This is a genomic window from Eisenbergiella massiliensis, from assembly GCF_003435485.1.
The window spans coordinates 98,354-115,634 of the sequence record NZ_QVLV01000020.1 but is presented as its reverse complement, the minus strand read 5'-3'; the positions used below and the strand labels follow the sequence as shown (position 1 = coordinate 115,634).

Here is a 17,281-nt window from a genome sequence, read left to right as displayed (position 1 = left end):
TTTTTCATAGGTTTATGGAGGTCGCTAGTGCAACTTACATGCAAAGTTCAGATATTTCTTTTTTATATCATATGGAGCAGAACATATTTTTACAACGGGTGATGGTTCCGTTAGCTGCGGATATGTATAACAAGGCGAATGCTGATACCGAGGAAGAAATAGTCAAAAATATAATGGAATTATTAGATTTAGAAGCCAAATATGCAGAGGATGGAACCTGTGTTGGTGGTTCGCAAAGTTGTATGAAATATTTTTGGCTGGCTCAGATAATTTATAATGATATTATTATGGATGTCATTCCGGATGATTTAACAAAAGAACAGATGAAAATTATAGAGGCCAATACTGATAGGGATGTAGAAGGATGGAGGATTGATGCAAGTCTGCTTAAGGAGGCAGGCTTATTAAAGTCCTTTGGAATCTATGATAAACTGCTTGCTATATGGCAGAATATTTGTCAGCTGAAAGCGGAGGAAAGAAGCGATGGGTGAGAAAAAATCGGGGATAAAGGGGAAAAAAACAAAGGTAGAACTACTCAAAGAGCATTTATTATATGCGGCCGGAAAATACTCTGACTATAGCAGATATGAAAGTTCTCTTGCAAGTACAGAAGAAGAATATGATGAAACCTTAGAACTGTACAACATGGATATATGGTTGGGAAATTCTGAAGGAACAATTCGGGATAAGGCCGCAGAGATGCTGCGTGTAACTACTGAACTTTTTTATGACCTGGCAGATAACGCGGCGCGTGAGCTATATTATGTGATGCGTGAGATAGTTGAATTAGATGAGGACAGCCAGAAGAAGATATGTGGAGTAGTGATTCCGAAAGACATTTTTACTGAGAAAGAGTTTCGGGAAATGTTATCTGAATGGTATGAATATGAGTATGTTCAGGAAGATGCGTTACAGGCTTATTTAGAGATACTCAAGAGGTGGGAGTGGGGGGAATAATTTTGATATTCTCAAACAATAGTATTTTAATCATATGCTTTCAAACAGCTGTACTTTTACAACATAGGAATGATTAATAATATTATGAAGCCGGGGCTATTAAATATATAATGAATGTTTTATAACAAGCTTATTATTTATATAAAAAACATGTATAAAGAAAAGACAGGAGGATTAACTTGTTCTATTGCTTACGGAAATACATTTAAAGAATTACTATTTTCTGTGAAATTGGCCAAAATGGAAAAAGATTCAATTAGAGGGATAAAAATCAATGAACAGGAAAGCTTGTAATGTTGCAGAATAAAATTATTTTATTTTCTAATTATTTCGACATTGCGTTAATAGAACTATATTAAACGCAGACTTAATTTTGAAGCGTTAAATTTCAGTGTAAAAGAATACTTGGAGGACACCCCATGAACTATTTTTTTGTATTCCAAAATAAAACATTCCACGAAGAACATCAAGGCGGCTATTTGTGGGCTCCCCAGTATGGAAACTCTGGAAGAACAGCCTCACACTGGTCAAAGATGAAAGAAGTAAAGCGAGGAGATGTTATCATACATAGCTATAAAAAGCAGATTATAGCGATAAGTGTGGCAAAAAAAGATGTGTATGTGGCGAAAAAGCCAGTAGAGCTTTCCAATGATTGGCAGACAGATGGGTGGAGAGTGGATACTCAATATATCGTATTTCCCAATCCAATTATTACATCGAACTATATGGAAGAGCTTTTGGAATTGCAACCACAGACAAGTGCGCCCTTTAATAGACTTGGGAGAGGTAATACTGGATATTTATTTGAAGCAACTAGAGAAATGTATGAATTCATTATTGCTCAGACAGCGACATACCCACAAAATGAGAATGCGCTAAAACAAGCATTGGAGTTGGTAAATCAGATAGAGCATCCTCAAAATAAAGTATCTGAGGTCGAAGTTGTAATGGAATTGGAAGCATTTAAGGCGAATATTTTATCTGTTGATAAATTAGCAATTCTACTAAAGGAAACAAAGCCGCATAAATCGCAGAAAACGGAAGTAGAAGTACTTTATCGAAGCCCATATTTGAAAAAAATGGTTAAGAGGATGGCCAATGGTATCTGCCAAATGTGTGGTGAAAAAGCGCCGTTTTATGATAGAAATAATGAGCCGTATTTAGAAGAACACCATGTGAAGCAACTGGCAAAGGGAGGAAGCGATACAATGGATAATGTTGTCGCAATCTGTCCGAATTGCCATAGAAGAGTTCATGTGCTTAAAAAAGATGAAGATATTATTATTTTAGAAAAAATGGCAAAACAAAATAATAATAGATATCAAAGATTGCTTGCATACATTGAAAAGATGCAAAATGAACAAAGCATAAATAGTTTGGAAGAAGATATGCTACAGCTTATGGAACTACAAAATGAGGATTCCCCAAATACTAATAGATCGAATTAATCATCGAGAGGTAAAAATGCTATGGATAGAAAGTCGATATTTGCTTGGGTAAAACAAAGCTATGGCACGGCTCCAGAATATTTATGGCAGGATACTCCGTGGAATGCTGTGCTGAGAAACAGTGAAAGCAACAAATGGTATGCCATTGTAATGAAGATTGAAGAAAGCAGATTGGGTATTCCAGGAAATCAGATGATCGATATACTTGATATTAAGTGTGATCCGAATCTGATCGGAGCTCTCCGGCAGCGCCCTGGTTTTTTCCCAGGCTATCATATGAATAAAAACAGTTGGATTACGATTCTTCTTGATGGTACTGTCCAAGAGGAAGAAATTAAAAATCTGATAGATTTAAGCTACCAGCTCACCCAGCCGAAAAAGAAGGCCAAAAAAGTGGAGATAAGAAAATGAACGTGATTGGAGAAAAGGTGAAAAGTCCCAAATTAGGTGTTGGAACAGTAATTGAACAAGAACCTTCCCATATAACTGTTCAATTTGCGACCAAAACAAGCCAGTTTCAATTTCCTGATGCATTTGAACGCTTCCTAATAGCAGAGGACCCAAACATACAAAATACAATGATAGAGCGAATAAATGCTATTAAGGAAGCGGAAGCTCAAAGAAGAGCAGTCGAGGATGCTGCTCGAAAAGCGGAAGAAGAGAGCAAACAGGCGGCTGCACAAGAAAAAGTAAGAGGACAGAGAAAAAGGACAAAAAGTATAGATGATATGTTTTCGGAGGATTATCATGTGGACCATTTAGCGCGACACCCAATCCTTACATATCAGCAGGTTGAAGAACAGTTTGGAATTAAAATAACAGGTTTTGGACGCGGAATTAATGTAACACCATCAAAGGTGGTTCTGATTTCTTCGATAAGTAAGGCAGAGGGTAATTTTGTCTATCACGATAAATGGACTTCTGATGGTGAATACATTTATTCAGGAGAAGGTAAAACTGGGGATCAGGCCATGAGTAAGGGGAATCTGGCAATCAAAAATGCAGCTATGGATGGTAAGGAAATCCATTTATTTGTAAAATTTTCTCCTAAAGACTACTATTACCAAGGAAAATTTGAATTGGTGAGTTATACTTATGAAGATGAGAAAGGTGAAAACGGATGTACTCGTAAGGAGTACAAATTCCGTTTGAAAAAGGTATAGAGATGGAAGAAATAGTTGATGTTGTTGCCGCACTGATTTGGGATAAAGATAAATTTATGATTTGCCAGAGACCAGCACATAAGGCGAGAGGATTGCTGTGGGAATTTGTAGGCGGGAAGGTTGAGGCTGGTGAAACAAAACAGGAAGCCCTTATCAGAGAATGCGAGGAAGAATTGGCAATAGAGCTTTCTGTAGAGGAAGAATTTATGTCTGTAGTACATGAGTATCCAGATATAAAGGTTCGCCTGACATTGTTTAATGCTGCAATCAAAAATGGAGTTCCTCAAAAGCTGGAGCATAATGATATTAGATGGATTCGTAGAGATGAGATTCCCCAATTTGCATTTTGTCCTGCGGACATTGAGATACTGAAACGGATAATGGAAAGCTAAGCTTCATCTGAAGGCCCGCCTTAGGCTAATACAGTTAAAACCATAAATACCCAATACAATAAACGACCAATACCATAATCATCCAAAAACATAAACACCTATAACCCAAAAACCCAAAACCACACCCAACCTGCCGCATATTACCGCCCCTCTCTCCTCAGAAGGCCCCTCTGATATGCAGCAGGTCAATTTTTGCCGGAGCAGGTCAAGAATGTCACATTGTTGATCTGCTCCGGCCGTTTTATACTTTACTAAAGGCTTAAAATGGCCAAAAATCCAATCAGCCACAAAAAACGGAGGAGAAAAAATAAAAATGTATCAATACGAAATGTTCGAATTAAGCCTCACCGGAGAACCGCCCCAGGGCTCCCAGGCGCTGTTCACTTTCCAAACCGTATTCCATCTGGACGGCGAAGAAAAGACCGTAAAAGGCTTCTACGCAGGAAGCAATACTTATAAAGTACGTTTCCTCCCAAAAAAAACCGGCCGGTATTCCTGGAAAACCGAAAGCATTATTCCCTTGGAAGGACCTGTGGCAGGGGAAGAAGAATGCCTGCCGGCAAGGACCGGACGACATGGTATGGTAAAGACAGAGGGCCTTCATTTTGTTTATGAAGACGGTACGAAGTATCTGCCGTTCGGAACCACCATTTACGCCCTTGCCCACCAGAGCGGGGAGATAATTGAACAGACCATGCACACCCTGGAGCACGCCCCCTTTAATAAAGTGCGCCATTGCATTTTTCCGAAGCATTACAGATACAATCACAATGAGCCGCAGTTTTTCCCTTTTGAAAAAAATGCGGAAGGGAAGTGGGATGTGCACCGCCCCTGCATGGACTACTGGGAGCATTTTGAAAAAATCCTGGTCCGGCTGGGAGATATGGGAATAGAAACGGACTTGATTTTGTTCCATCCTTATGACCGTTGGGGCTTTTCCATAATGAGTATGGAGGAATGGAAAATTCACCTGGATTACCTGCTCCGGAGACTGTCCGCCTATCCCTTTATCTGGTGGAGCCTGGCCAACGAATATGATCTGATGTTCAACCGCACGATGGAGGATTGGTATGAGATAGAGGAATTTGTCGCTGCCAATGACTGTTATGGGCATTTGCTGAGCAATCATAACTGTGTCCATTTTTACGATTTCACCCGTCCTAATGTGACGCATTGCTGCATTCAGACGGATGGTATGCATAAGGCGGCGGAATGGCAGGAGAGGTATCAAAAGCCGGTGGTTTTTGACGAGTGCTGTTATGAGGGAAACATCGATATGGCCTGGGGGAATATTTCCGCATTTGAGCTGGTGAACCGTTTCTGGCGCGGCTGCATTCAGGGGGCCTTTGTGACCCATGGGGAAACCTATGTCTCGGAGGACGAGGTGCTCTGGTGGGCCAGGGGCGGCCGTTTGAAGGGGCAGAGCGCGCAGCGGATTGCTTTCCTGAAGGATTTTCTGTACAGTCTGCCATCCTGCATAAGCCCCTGGAAGGAGCCTTTTGTGATGGGGCCGGATGATAGGAACATTACGGCCACAGTTTTTGAGAAACCGGAGGAAGCATATGAACGGTTCCGGGCTTTGGTAAATACAGAGGAACGGGAGCTGTCCCAGGCAAAGGACGCATGCTATTATGGCCATTGCGGGGATCAGGTCTACATAAAATATTTTGCGAGACAGTGTTGCGCTATGTGTTTCCTTACCCTGCCGGAAGATAAAAAATACGAGGTTGAGATCATCGATGCATGGGAAATGACAAGGACGACTGCGCTGGAGGAGGCCTGCGGAAGGGTCGAAGTCAGGCTGCCCGGCAAAGAAGGGATTGCCGTGATTGCAAAACAGCTGCCATAATTAATTAAACAGCTGCAATAATTTGAACGTACCGGACGTTACGTATCTTGAACGCACAATCGGGTTCCTGTATACTGGACTATACAGGGTAAAAAACGGAAACAGGCAGGTCTGCGCATTTACTGCGCAGACCGTGGAAAAACGCGGCGCTTCAGGCATCCGGCCCACAGCGCAGCGTTTAATTGGCCGGAAGCGGTAACGGTTCGGCCCCGTCTGAACCGTTACAAAAAGACGCCCCCGTCCGGCTTCCCGGAGGGGGAAAAAGCTTCTGATATGGGGGAAGGGGCATGAAAAAGCAGGGTATGGTGAGTGTTTTTAAAAAGCTGTACATTCTTTTTGTAATCATCATAGTAATCATCTATGTGAGTACAATCATAATTTTTCTGAAATATGCGAAACAGCAGCGAAATGTGGAAATAGGCGGGATGCAGAGCGCCGTTGTCCATAATGTTTCGGCGCTGGAGCAGCAGCTGGAAATTATTTACAATCTGGAGCGCAATCTGGTCAGCGACGGAAGGATTTCGTCCCTGGTATATGACACCTCCCTGAACGGGTATGAAAGGTCCCAGCTGATGCTGGCGCTGCTGGTGAATATGCAGGGCTTTCAGTCGCTGAATAATATCATTGAGGATATCACCATTATTTTTCCCAAACAGGAGATGGAGCTGAGCGCGGTGGAGGGGCATAGCAGTAAGGAATATGTGCCCATACCCAGGAATGGGGATAATACGGCCCGCAGCCTGGTATATTGCGACGGGAAGGCGCAGATGGAGCTGCTGTACCCTCTGACCTATTCGATAGAGGAGGATTACGTCCCTGATTTCGGCGTGAGCATTACGCTTTCGGAGGATTATCTGCAGGAGCTTCTGGAGCTGTTTGGCAGCGGAGAACAGGCGGGCGCGTTTTTTGTGCTGGATGGCGGGGAAGTGCTTGGTCAGCAGCCTGTGGAGGAGGAAGCGCAGGCGCAGCTGATGGACTGCTGGTACCGGGCATGGGAGAAGCAGGGCGGAGGAGAGAGTTTTCTTGGTAAGGGAAGGTGCCTGGGGACAAGCTATCTGTTTATGTCGGAAAGCATTCCCGGCTACGGGATTACCGTGGTTGCCTACCGCAGCGGCAGAGGGATAGGAAGCTCGGCAATGGTGGCTTTGCTTATGATGGGCGTTGTGCTTTTGGTCATCAGCATACTGTTTTTTGAAATCCTCTATCAGACCAACACCGCCGTGAATAAGCCGCTGAAAAAGGTGGTGCAGGCGTTTGGGCAGGTGCAGGAGGGCAACCTGGAAATCCGGATTTTCCATAAGCCCCAGGATGAGTTTCAATACATATATTCGTCCTTCAACCGAATGGTGGAACGCATCCAGGAGCTGATCGAAAACGTGAAGGAGCAGGGCAGGCTTTTACAGAATGCGGAGCTGATGCAGCTGCAGTCACAGATCAACCCGCACTTTTTGTATAACAGCTTCTATCTGATCCGGATTATGGCTAAAAATGAGTCCTATGATCAGATTATACAGTTCGTCACCTCCCTGGCAAAGTACTACCGTTTCCTGAACAAGGAGGTGGAGCAGAATATCCCCCTAAGCCGCGAGGTGGAGCATATGGAGAATTATATCGACATCCAGCAGATGCGGTTCGGGGATAAAATCACGGTGCATAAAGGGCAGCTGCCGGAAAGTGCGGCCGGCTTCCTTGTGCCGAAGCTGATACTGCAGCCTGTCATTGAAAATGCCTATAATTATGGCATGTCGGATATTTTAAAGGACGGACAAATCGCCATCTCCTATTCCCTTAAGGAGCCATACCTTTGCATTGTAATTGAGGATAACGGAGGCGGCGGAAGCAGCGAAAATATTGAAAGAATGCGGGAATACATCCAGGATTATCAGGGCCGGGCAGCCGGACATGCGCTTTCCAATATAGAACGCAGGCTGAAGCTGGCTTACGGGGAAACAAGCGGCATCCTGCTGGAACAAAGTGAGCTGGGAGGCCTGAAGGTGATCCTGCGGATTGACATGAGGGTAACGCTGTAAGCTGTTGTATACTTTTTTGAAAGGCTGGAATGGCCGCAGAAGGAGGAGGTAAAATTATGTGGAACGAAGCATTATGGCTGGGAGTGCCAAGGGCTGAGATCGAGGAAAAGAAAATATACCAGGGGGATATGAACGGGCGGTTCGCATACTACCGCCTGGATTTCATGCTGGATCAACGGGCAGAGCTGAAGGCGGATATTTCCGCCAATTCCCGCTACCGCTTGTGGGTAAACGGGCAGCCGGTGCTGTCCGGTCCCTGCCGCAGCGATCAGTTCAGGCACTATTATGAAACGGTGGAGTTGGGGGATTATCTGCAAATAGGGAAAAACGTGCTTGCCGTGCAGGTGCTTTTGTGCGACAGCATGTATGTAAAAGAAGGACCAGGGGACAACCGGGCGCCGTTAAACAGCGTGGCGACCCTGCCGGCGGGGCACAGGCTCGCCGTGGAGGGCGTGCTTAAAGGTGAGGAAGGTAATCCGTTGGGGGAGGTGACAACGGGAAAAGCCCCCTGGAAGGTATGGCTGGACAATACGTTTTTCCTTACAAAGGAACCGGTGGTGAATGGGAATATGGGCGCGCTAACGGAAAGGATTGATTTCAATGCGACGCCGGGCGGCTGGAGACTGCCGGATTTTGACGATGGCGGCTGGCGGGCCGGCGATGTGTTGGAGCCGGTAAAATGCGGGTTTGAGATGATGTTCGGCATTCTCAAGACCTTTATGATGGAGGAGCGTCCCATCCCGCTGCTGTATGAGCGTCCGGCCGTCCTTGAAAAGGAGCTGGGAGAAAGCGTTATGAAGGAAGCAGCCTACGTGACGGTGCGGCCGGGGGAACGCAGGACGCTTCTGTTTGACGGGGAAGGGCTTTTCAACGCCTATTTCCGATATCAAATCGAAGGCGGCGCAGGGGCGGAGATTTCCTTTACCTATTTTGAGAAGTTCACGAAGGGCATTGACCAGGTAAAAAGGGATGACTACATCAATGGGGAAATCGGGCAGAACGGGCAGAGGGATACAATCGTGCTGGATGGCGGCAGCCTGCTTTATGAGCCTTTCTGGTACAGGACCATGCGCTTTTTAAAGATTGAAATTCAGGCGGCGGGGGAGGAAGTGCGTTTTTACAGGCCTGCGCTTTTAAAGACCGGTTATCCTTTAAATCCCGGCTCCTATATCAAATCGGACGCTCCCTGGGTGGAGAAGGTGTATGACATGTGCGTGCGCACCCTGCAGGGCTGCATGATGGAAACCTATATGGACTGCCCTTTCTGGGAACAGATGCAGTACCCTATGGATACCAGGCTGCAGGCGCTGTTTACCTATGTGTGCAGCGCGGATACGAAGCTGGCGGAGAAGGCCCTCCGGGATTTCCATGATTCCATGCTTCCCATGGGCCTGATTCAGGGCAGGGCGCCCAGTAACCCGAAGCAGATTATATCCACCTTTTCTTTGTACTATATTTTCATGCTGCTGGAGTATTACAGGCGTACGGGAGATACGGATATACTGAAGCGTTACCGGGCGGATGTGGACAGCATCCTGGAATATTATGACAGGCATCTCGGGCCGCAGGGACTGGTGGAAAATCTGGGCTACTGGGATTTTGTGGACTGGCAGGAAAGCTGGCATGATACCATGGGACGTCCCGCGGCGGTGCGAAAAGGCCCTTCCACCATTATTAACCTGATGTATGGACTGGCCCTGCTTGACGGGGCCGAAATCAATGAGGCCACCGGCAGGTCCGGCCTTGCGCAGGAGTACAGGGAACGGCAGAAAAACATCGCTGATCAGATCCAGAACCTGTGCTGGGATGCAGGGCGGGGAATGTTCCGGGAAGGCCCCTCCTGTCAGGAATTTTCCCAGCATGCCCAGAGCTGGGCGGTGTTAAACGGCATGCTTTCCGGGGAGGAGGCGCGCAGGGTGATGCGCAGGACCTTTGAGGAAAAGGATGTGCTGCGCTGTTATTTTTCCACCTGCTATGAGCTGTTCCGCGCCTGTGAAAAGGCGGGCTGCTATGAGCTCACCGCCCGGCAGATGGACTGGTGGATTAAGCTGCTGGAGGAACACTGCACCACCTGCCCGGAAACACCCTCCAATTCCAGAAGCGAGTGCCATGCATGGAGCGCGTTACCCATGTATGAGCTGATCAGCGTCATGGGAGGCATCCGCAGGGAAGCGGGCAGTCCGGCGCGGGTGGAGGTCTGTCCCCATCTGGACTATGTTCCCAACCTGGAGGGCGGCATGCTCACCGAATATGGGCTGGTTACCTTCCGCTATTATCCAAAGGATGGCGGCATGCAGTATGAGCTGGCGCTGCCGGAGGGAATGGAAGGAAGCTTCCGGGGAGCAAACGGCGGCAGCGCTGTGCTGAGGGCCGGTAAAAATGAAATCTGGGAGCCTGTGAAAAAGGCCTGAAAAACAAAGTGACGGATATAACAAATAGTAAAATATCAGCCGGGGCAAAGCTGTCCCCGGCGGCGTGGAGGTTATTTATGGAACATACGGATGTGGTAATTATCGGTGCGGGAGGCGCGGGCATGATGGCCGCGCTGACGCTGGCAAAGGCCGGCAGGAGCTGTGTTGTGCTGGAGAAGGGAAAGCATTTGTCCGTGAGTAATGCGGCCAGGGCGGGCGGCCCTTCCCTGGCAGATACTCTTTTGCAGGAGGAGGAAAACTGCACCGTTTCAGCAGAAATGTTGTTTAGGCATATGTATGGATTTTCTCGGGGCACCGTGGACGGCGGCCTGCTGTACCGGTGTATCAGAAACGGAAGGAAGGTTGAGGCGCTGCTAAGGGAAAGCGGCATTCAACTGCGGCTGACGGAGGATTTATACAGTGTGGGCTTCAGGGCCAGGCATTTTTTTGAAACGCCGGCGCCGCAGCGGTGGGAGCTGCTTGCAAAGAAGCTTGAGGAATACGGCGGCAGAGTGGTCCTGAATGCCTGCGCCGGGGAGCTTTTGACGGAAAACGGCAGGATATGCGGCGTCCTGGCCGTTGACGGACAAAGCGGGGAACAGACGGCGTATTACGGAAAGGCGGTCATCATCGCCAGCGGCGGTTATCTGGGAAATGAAGAGATGCTAAAGCAGCATTTCGGGGATATTACCGTAGGCCCGCTGGGCAGCCGGCTCAGCGATGGGGCGGGGATCGCCATGGCGCTGAAGGCCGGAGGCATGGAGGATCGCAGCTGGGGAATCTGCGCCGGGGAGTTCGGCGGCTACCACAGCAGGATGAAGGGACGCTTTCCTGGGAATATGCGCTGGGCCATGACCGGCGGTCTGCTGGTGGACCGGGAGGGCCGCCGTTTTATGGATGAACAGCTGCTGGCGGATCAGCCGCTTTCCGTGGGAGGGGAAGTGACCCTGCGCGCCGGAAGCTATTATGCGGTGCTGGACGAAGCTTTTTACCAGGGTATACGTTCTGCCAGGTCGGTATACGACTTTTATGGCCGCCCGGAGGAATGGAAGACTGGAAAGTCCGCCCTTGACAGGGGACCCTGGCCCTTCCCGGAGGATCTGGAAAGGGATATCAGTGAGGGCTGGGCTTTTTGCTGCGGCAGCCTTGAGGAAGCGGCGGCGCATTTTTCCCTTCCTTTTCTGGAAGAAACGGTTACGCGCTACAATGCCATGTGCGAGGCCGGGCAGGATACGGAATTTGGGAAAAACAGCTGGCTGCTGAAGCCGGTGGCAAAGGCGCCCTTTTATGTATTTGCCTATGAACCCAGCGCCTGGTGCACCATAGGCGGCGTGAAGACGGACGCCTTCTGCAGGGTGCTTGACAGGAAGCAGAAGCCAATTTCAGGACTTTATGCGGCGGGTGTGGATAATGGAAGCTGTTACTGCGCCCCATATTATGATACGGAGGGCGCCTGTCTGGGACTGGCCTTCACCAGCGGGATCACTGCGGCGGAACATATTTTGGGTAACTGGTCCGCCTGATTGGTCCGTCATATTATGAATGGCATGGCTGAACAGTAAACATTTTGCAGGCGGCAGTTCGGGTAATGGGGCGCTGTTTGGGAACAGGTCAATTTTTGAACCGGGATATCAAGAAAGTTGCATTGTTGGATTCCGTTTTCCTTTTTATACTGGCCTTAGATGAAAAACACAGCCGGGAAGGCAACGGACGGCTGGAGGAAAACAAAACTCAAGGAGGAAAACACATGAAGAAGAAAATTGCGTTATTGCTGGCGGCGGCAATGACCGTAAGCCTGATGGCAGGCTGCGGCGGGGATTCCGGCAGTGCACAGACAGCGGGAAACAGTGAAGCGGCCAGCGCTGTCACCGAGGAAGAGGTGGATCCCAGGTTTAAATATGAGGAACCGGTTACCCTGACCTCTTATTTTGAAATCTCACCGGCTTTGGGTGAGTTCAATAAGGAAGACATGCTTAACAGCGTTTATTACACCAGGATGACCGAAGAAACCAACATTTCCATCGACTGGCTTTGGTATGCGGCAAACACGCCGGATGATTCCCAGCAGAAGAAGAGCGTGGCCATTGCCTCCGGCGAAATCCCGGATTTCATGATTGTCAACAGCTCCCAGCTTTCCCTGCTTGCCAAGAGCGACCTGATTAACCGGAACATCGGTGAGGTATTTAAAAAATATGCATCCGATGAGCTGATGGCATGGACGACCGGGGAAGGAGATGCCGCGCTGGAGGCCGCAACCGATAAGGGAGAAATCATTGCGATTCCGCTGGTGGATTCCTCCATTGATAAAGCCCCCATGCTGTGGATCAGAAGAGACTGGATTAAGAAGCTGGGCCTGGAAATGCCCAAAACCCTGGATGAACTGTACAATGTCATGGTTGCCTTCCGGGATCAGGATCCGGACGGAAACGGGAAAGACGATACCATCGGCATGGTATTCCACAATAATTTCCTCAGCGCCGGACTGGGCGACGGCGTGGGCGTTTTCAACGGCTTTGGCGCTTATCCCACCGCCTGGATTGAAGACGGGAACGGCGGTCTGGTATATGGCTCCGTGAAGGAGGAAAATAAGGATGCGTTAAACTTCCTGGCAAAAATGTATCAGGAAGGGCTGATTGAACAGGATTTCTCCTCCAATGACGAGGTAAAGGCTTCCGAAGCGGCGGCTTCCGGACGGGCGGGCATCCAGTACGGCCTGATGTGGAACGCCAACTGGCCCCTGAATTCCACAGTCCAGAACGACATAGAAGCCGACTGGGTAGCCCTTCCCATTCCCACGGCTGTGGACGGGGATGCAAAGCCCCAGATTTCCCTCGCTATTACAGGCTATGTTGTGGTAAACAAGAAATGTGAGCACCCGGAGGCAGTGGTGAGGATGCTGAACTTCTGGGTAGATAAATACGGATATTCCGGAGAGGAATATAATGATTATCTGGTGAAGGATGCCAACGACGTCCTGAACTTCCCTCTCCACTGGGTTATGCTGAAGACCTGGTTCCCCTTAAAGAATCTGACAATCCACAACAATATTGTGGCGGCGCTTGAGAGCGGCGACAGCTCCTCACTGAATGCCGAGGAGCTGGTAAGCTATAATGACATCCAGAATTACCTCTCGGGCGATATCGTGACCAGCTACGGCGGAATGAAGACCTTCGGCAATGACATGTCGGCTTACGATACCATGAACGAATATTATGAGAAGGATATGTTCCTGTGGGATAAGTTCACCACCGGCCCCACACCGACCATGGGTCAGAAGATGTCCACCGTGACGGATAAGGTGATGGAGTATTACACCAAGGTTATCATGGGCATTGAGACTACCGACAATTTCGATGATTTTGTCAAGGAGCTGAATTCTCTGGGACTTGATAAAATAACGGAAGAAGTAAACGAGTGGTACGCAGGTAAGTAATCATGAAAGGGAGCTGGGCATAAAAGACGTGAGAGTTCACACAACGTAAACTGTTGCGAAAGGGCCTCGCTCCCTTTTTGTGAAGCAAGCAGAGAGAAGGGGACTGGGATGAAACAGAAAAAAAGCCTGGGCACAATTATGAAGAGGGAATGGCCTCTGCACGTAATGCTGCTGCCCGCAATCATTTTATTAATCATTTTTGCCTATCTTCCCATGGTAGGTATTGTAATCGCCTTTCAGGACTTTGTCCCGTCGGGCGGGATGAAAGGGTTTTTCACCTCCGAATGGGTGGGACTTGATAATTTCAAATATATTTTCGGCATGAAGGATTTCCGGCAGGTGCTGGTGAATACGCTGGTCATCGCGCTTTTGAAAATCATTGCGGGCATTATCGTGCCCCTGGTTCTGGCTCTTTTGTTAAATGAAGTAAATAACAAGGTGTTCAAGAAAGCGACGCAGACGATCATCTATGTTCCGTATTTCCTTTCCTGGGTGGTCCTGGGCGGTATTCTGGTGGATATTCTTTCGCCTACCAGCGGGATTGTAAATACCGCGATTACCGCACTTGGCCATGAACCTGTCTTTTTCCTGGGAAGTCTGGAAACCATCCGGGGAACCCTGGTGGCCTCCGATGTATGGAAAGGCTGCGGCTACAATATGGTAATCTTTCTGGCTGCGCTGACTGCCATCGATCAGAGCCAGTACGAGGCGGCCAAGGTAGACGGCGCAGGCTATTTTAAACAGATGCTTTATATTACGCTGCCCGGCATCCTGCCGCAGATCATCCTGGTGACGGTCCTGGGCATGGGCAATATCTTAAACGCAGGCTTTGACCAGGTATTTAACCTGTACAGCCCCATCGTTTATCAGAAAGCCGATATCCTGGACACCTATGTGTACCGCCTGGGTATGCTGAATCTGCAGTACAGCGTTTCCACCGCAGTGGGGCTGTTCAAATCAGTGATTTCCTTTATCCTGATCGCCTCATCCTTCACCCTTGCAAAGAAATTTGCAAATTACAGAATTTTTTAGGAGGCCGTTATGAAAATAAAATCATCTCCTGCAAGAAAGGCATTTCTGGTAGTCAACTATTTTTTCCTGACGCTGGTCATGTGTATCTCCCTGTTTCCGCTGGTGCATGTGTTCGCCCTTTCCTTAAGCTCCAATTCCGCGGCGCAGGCGGGCTGGGTAACCATCCTCCCGGTGGATTTCACCCTGGATTCCTATCAATATATCCTGGCAAAACCGGAATTTTTCCAATCCTTCGGCGTGTCGGTGGTCAGAGTGGTCCTGGGGACCCTGCTCAGCATAGGGCTCACAATCCTGTGCGCTTATGCCATGGCTCAGCCGGATGAAAGATTCCATGCGAGAAAATATTATGTCTGGGTGTTCCTGGTGACCATGGTATTCTCCGGCGGGCTGATCCCTCTGTTTATCGTAGTGAAATCCGTGGGAATCTACAACAGCATCTGGGCGCTGATACTGCCCGGCGCGGTGCAGACCTTCAATATCATACTGATGCTGAACTTTTTCAGGGGCCTTCCCTATGCGCTGACGGAATCCGCACTGATTGACGGGGCAAACCACTTCCAGATCATGACGAAAATTATCGTGCCGGTATCCAAGCCCTCTCTGGCGACCGTGGGTCTGTTCACCATGGTAAATCACTGGAATTCCTGGTTTGACGGCATGATTTACATCAGCGATACCGCCAAGTATCCGCTGCAGACCTACCTGCGTAACGTCATCCAGTCGGTGGATATCGCCAGCATCGACCTGACCAGCGTGGGCGCCATGACAAATGTGTCACAGAAAACCGTGACGGCGGCGCAGATTTTCGTGGCGATTATCCCTATCCTTCTTGTTTATCCGCTGCTCCAGAAGTACTTCATTACCGGTATGACGCTGGGAAGTGTGAAGGAGTAGCAGCAGGCGGTACTGGCCCAAAAAGCGGCAGGAGTGAGAAGAAACTATGTACAGTGTTTTGATTGTTGATGATGAAAAAATGATCCGGGATGACGTATACGGCCTGCTTTCCATGGAGGAATCCCTGGAGCTTGATCTGACGACGGCGGCCAGCGGGGTAGAGGCGCAGGCCATCCTGGAAAAAAGGAAGATAGATATCGTGATTATGGATATCAACATGCCGCAGATGTCAGGTCTGGAGCTGTACGATATCGTCAGGGAAAGATGGCCTTTCTGTAAGGTCATCTTTCTCACGGGCTATTCTGATTTTGACTATGTATATAAGGTACATAAGCATGCAAAATATGTGCTGAAGGCGGAGGAAGATGAAAAGATACTGGAGGCTCTGCGGGAGTCTGTGGAAGAAATCGAGAACAGCCTCCTGCTGGAACGCCTGACCGATCTGCAGCGGGAACAGCAGAAGAAACCGCTGCTCCATGAAAGAAGCATGTTTTTACGGGAGCTTTTTGAAGGATACAGGGGCCTGTCCCAGCTTACCGGGGAGCTGTCGGTACAGCTTGGGATCAATCTGGATCCGGAAAAAGAAGTGTATTACCTTCTCCTCAGGCATGAAGCCTGGTACTGTGAGAATTACCAGGAGCAGCAGAATAGCACCCAGGACTGTTATCAGCTGCTGGAACGGTATTTCCTGGATTTCATGCGGGGCGCCTTTTTTGAATACAACAAGAATTACATCGTACTTCTTCTCCAGCCTGAAAAGCTGCTGCATGAGGAAACCATTGTAAAAATGCTGGCCGGCGCGGGGGAGCTGTTCCAGAAGGCGCTGAAAAAGAACCTGGGCAGGACGGTATCCATCCTGGTGGGGGAACGGCCGGTCACCCTGTCACAGCTATTGCAGGAATTTATCGGCATATGCGACCGTATGATCTGGCTGTCCGGGGAAGAGCTGGTGCAGGAGGGCCTGCAGAAGGAGGCACTCGCCAAAGAAACCCTGCCGGAGCACAAAAAGCAGGAGCTGATGCAGATGCTGTGGCGGCTGGAATATTATCTGGAAGGGATGGAGGAAGAAAATTCCCTGAATGTGCTGCGTCAGCTGCAGACAGAGCTGCAGAGCGTCAAGAGCATGCACGATCTGTTCGCGCTGGAGGCATACTGCACCATCAGCTCCCGGCTGATCGGCTGGATCAAGCGCCTGGAGCTGCACGAGGAGCTGGCCTTTCGGGTAGGCACCCTGAATTTGTACAATGTGTCAATGCATGCCAACTGGCAGGATGCCTTCGGCTACCTGCGGCATGTGGCGGAGAGCATTTTTTCCCTGAAAAACCAGAGTGTGGAAAAGCAGACCGAGGACGTGGTGAACCAGGTGAAAAAGTACATTGTGGAGCATCTGGACGGCGACACCTCCCTGTACAACCTGGCGGAGCAGGTACATTTCAGCCAGGAATATCTGCTGCGGATTTTCAAGAAAAAAGAAGGGATTACCATCCTTCAGTATATCAATGACTTAAAGCTGGCTGCGGCCAAGCAGCTGCTCACGGATTCGGAGCTGCAGGTAAGAGAGATTGCGGACCGGCTGGGCTTTGCCAGCCAGGGTTATTTCGGTCGTTTTTTCCGGAATAAGACAGGCCTGACGCCCAATGCCTACCGGGAAGCGGAAAAGAGGAAACAATAA

General features: G+C 48.8%; 14 protein-coding genes. All 14 read left to right on the top strand.

Annotated features, from left to right (window positions below; translation table 11 throughout):
* Positions 1-491 (top strand): hypothetical protein (locus DXC51_RS29665; protein WP_181970169.1); only part of this gene is annotated, 491 nt, incomplete at its 5' end.
* Positions 484-957: a hypothetical protein gene (locus DXC51_RS22330; protein ID WP_021634913.1), complete on the top strand. Its 474-nt coding sequence runs from the start codon at positions 484-486 to the stop codon at positions 955-957. The genes DXC51_RS29665 and DXC51_RS22330, both read left to right, overlap by 8 nt.
* Before the next feature lie 419 nt (positions 958-1,376).
* On the top strand, positions 1,377-2,405 hold the full coding sequence (locus tag DXC51_RS22320; RefSeq protein WP_021634911.1) for an HNH endonuclease: 1,029 nt from the start codon (positions 1,377-1,379) through the stop codon (positions 2,403-2,405).
* Positions 2,406-2,426: 21 nt separating this feature from the next.
* Entirely contained in the window at positions 2,427-2,816 is a 390-nt protein-coding gene (locus DXC51_RS22315; protein ID WP_021634910.1) for an MmcQ/YjbR family DNA-binding protein, read from the top strand.
* On the top strand, positions 2,813-3,568 hold the full coding sequence (locus DXC51_RS29655; RefSeq protein WP_021634909.1) for an SRA domain-containing endonuclease: 756 nt from the start codon (positions 2,813-2,815) through the stop codon (positions 3,566-3,568). The genes DXC51_RS22315 and DXC51_RS29655 overlap by 4 nt, the downstream gene beginning before the upstream one ends.
* Positions 3,569-3,570: 2 nt before the next feature.
* The gene (locus DXC51_RS22305) at positions 3,571-3,960 is read left to right on the top strand and encodes a (deoxy)nucleoside triphosphate pyrophosphohydrolase (protein WP_021634908.1); all 390 of its coding nucleotides are present in this window, start codon (positions 3,571-3,573) and stop codon (positions 3,958-3,960) included.
* 313 nt (positions 3,961-4,273) lie between these two features.
* Positions 4,274-5,809: a DUF5605 domain-containing protein gene (locus DXC51_RS22300; protein ID WP_021634907.1), complete on the top strand. Its 1,536-nt coding sequence runs from the start codon at positions 4,274-4,276 to the stop codon at positions 5,807-5,809.
* A gap of 287 nt (positions 5,810-6,096) precedes the next feature.
* Entirely contained in the window at positions 6,097-7,839 is a 1,743-nt protein-coding gene (locus DXC51_RS22295; protein ID WP_021634905.1) for a sensor histidine kinase, read from the top strand.
* Between the two features lie 56 nt (positions 7,840-7,895).
* A complete protein-coding gene (locus DXC51_RS22290; RefSeq protein WP_025490830.1) occupies positions 7,896-10,250 on the top strand; it encodes an alpha-L-rhamnosidase-related protein in 2,355 nt (784 codons plus the stop codon).
* Positions 10,251-10,327: 77 nt separating this feature from the next.
* Positions 10,328-11,773, top strand: coding sequence for an FAD-dependent oxidoreductase (locus DXC51_RS22285; RefSeq protein WP_025490831.1), 1,446 nt, complete (start codon positions 10,328-10,330; stop codon positions 11,771-11,773).
* Positions 11,774-11,997: 224 nt separating this feature from the next.
* Positions 11,998-13,683 carry an extracellular solute-binding protein gene (locus DXC51_RS22280; RefSeq protein WP_162162494.1) on the top strand — a complete coding sequence of 562 codons (1,686 nt, stop codon included), beginning with the start codon at positions 11,998-12,000 and terminating at the stop codon, positions 13,681-13,683.
* Between the two features lie 108 nt (positions 13,684-13,791).
* Entirely contained in the window at positions 13,792-14,715 is a 924-nt protein-coding gene (locus tag DXC51_RS22275; protein WP_021634901.1) for an ABC transporter permease, read from the top strand.
* A 9-nt stretch (positions 14,716-14,724) separates the two neighbouring features.
* Positions 14,725-15,609, top strand: coding sequence for a carbohydrate ABC transporter permease (locus tag DXC51_RS22270; protein WP_021634900.1), 885 nt, complete (start codon positions 14,725-14,727; stop codon positions 15,607-15,609).
* Between the two features lie 46 nt (positions 15,610-15,655).
* Complete coding sequence (locus DXC51_RS22265; RefSeq protein WP_021634899.1) at positions 15,656-17,281, top strand: response regulator transcription factor; 1,626 nt, start codon at positions 15,656-15,658, stop codon at positions 17,279-17,281.

Coding starts and splice junctions, on each gene's coding strand:
- DXC51_RS29655 (WP_021634909.1), top strand. CDS start 2,813: ATGAACGTGATTGGAGAAAAGGTGAAAAGTCCCAAATTAGGTGTTGGA.
- DXC51_RS22270 (WP_021634900.1), top strand. CDS start 14,725: ATGAAAATAAAATCATCTCCTGCAAGAAAGGCATTTCTGGTAGTCAAC.
- DXC51_RS22330 (WP_021634913.1), top strand. CDS start 484: ATGGGTGAGAAAAAATCGGGGATAAAGGGGAAAAAAACAAAGGTAGAA.
- DXC51_RS22315 (WP_021634910.1), top strand. CDS start 2,427: ATGGATAGAAAGTCGATATTTGCTTGGGTAAAACAAAGCTATGGCACG.
- DXC51_RS22305 (WP_021634908.1), top strand. CDS start 3,571: ATGGAAGAAATAGTTGATGTTGTTGCCGCACTGATTTGGGATAAAGAT.
- DXC51_RS22320 (WP_021634911.1), top strand. CDS start 1,377: ATGAACTATTTTTTTGTATTCCAAAATAAAACATTCCACGAAGAACAT.
- DXC51_RS22280 (WP_162162494.1), top strand. CDS start 11,998: ATGAAGAAGAAAATTGCGTTATTGCTGGCGGCGGCAATGACCGTAAGC.
- DXC51_RS22290 (WP_025490830.1), top strand. CDS start 7,896: ATGTGGAACGAAGCATTATGGCTGGGAGTGCCAAGGGCTGAGATCGAG.
- DXC51_RS22295 (WP_021634905.1), top strand. CDS start 6,097: ATGAAAAAGCAGGGTATGGTGAGTGTTTTTAAAAAGCTGTACATTCTT.
- DXC51_RS22285 (WP_025490831.1), top strand. CDS start 10,328: ATGGAACATACGGATGTGGTAATTATCGGTGCGGGAGGCGCGGGCATG.
- DXC51_RS22265 (WP_021634899.1), top strand. CDS start 15,656: ATGTACAGTGTTTTGATTGTTGATGATGAAAAAATGATCCGGGATGAC.
- DXC51_RS22300 (WP_021634907.1), top strand. CDS start 4,274: ATGTATCAATACGAAATGTTCGAATTAAGCCTCACCGGAGAACCGCCC.
- DXC51_RS22275 (WP_021634901.1), top strand. CDS start 13,792: ATGAAACAGAAAAAAAGCCTGGGCACAATTATGAAGAGGGAATGGCCT.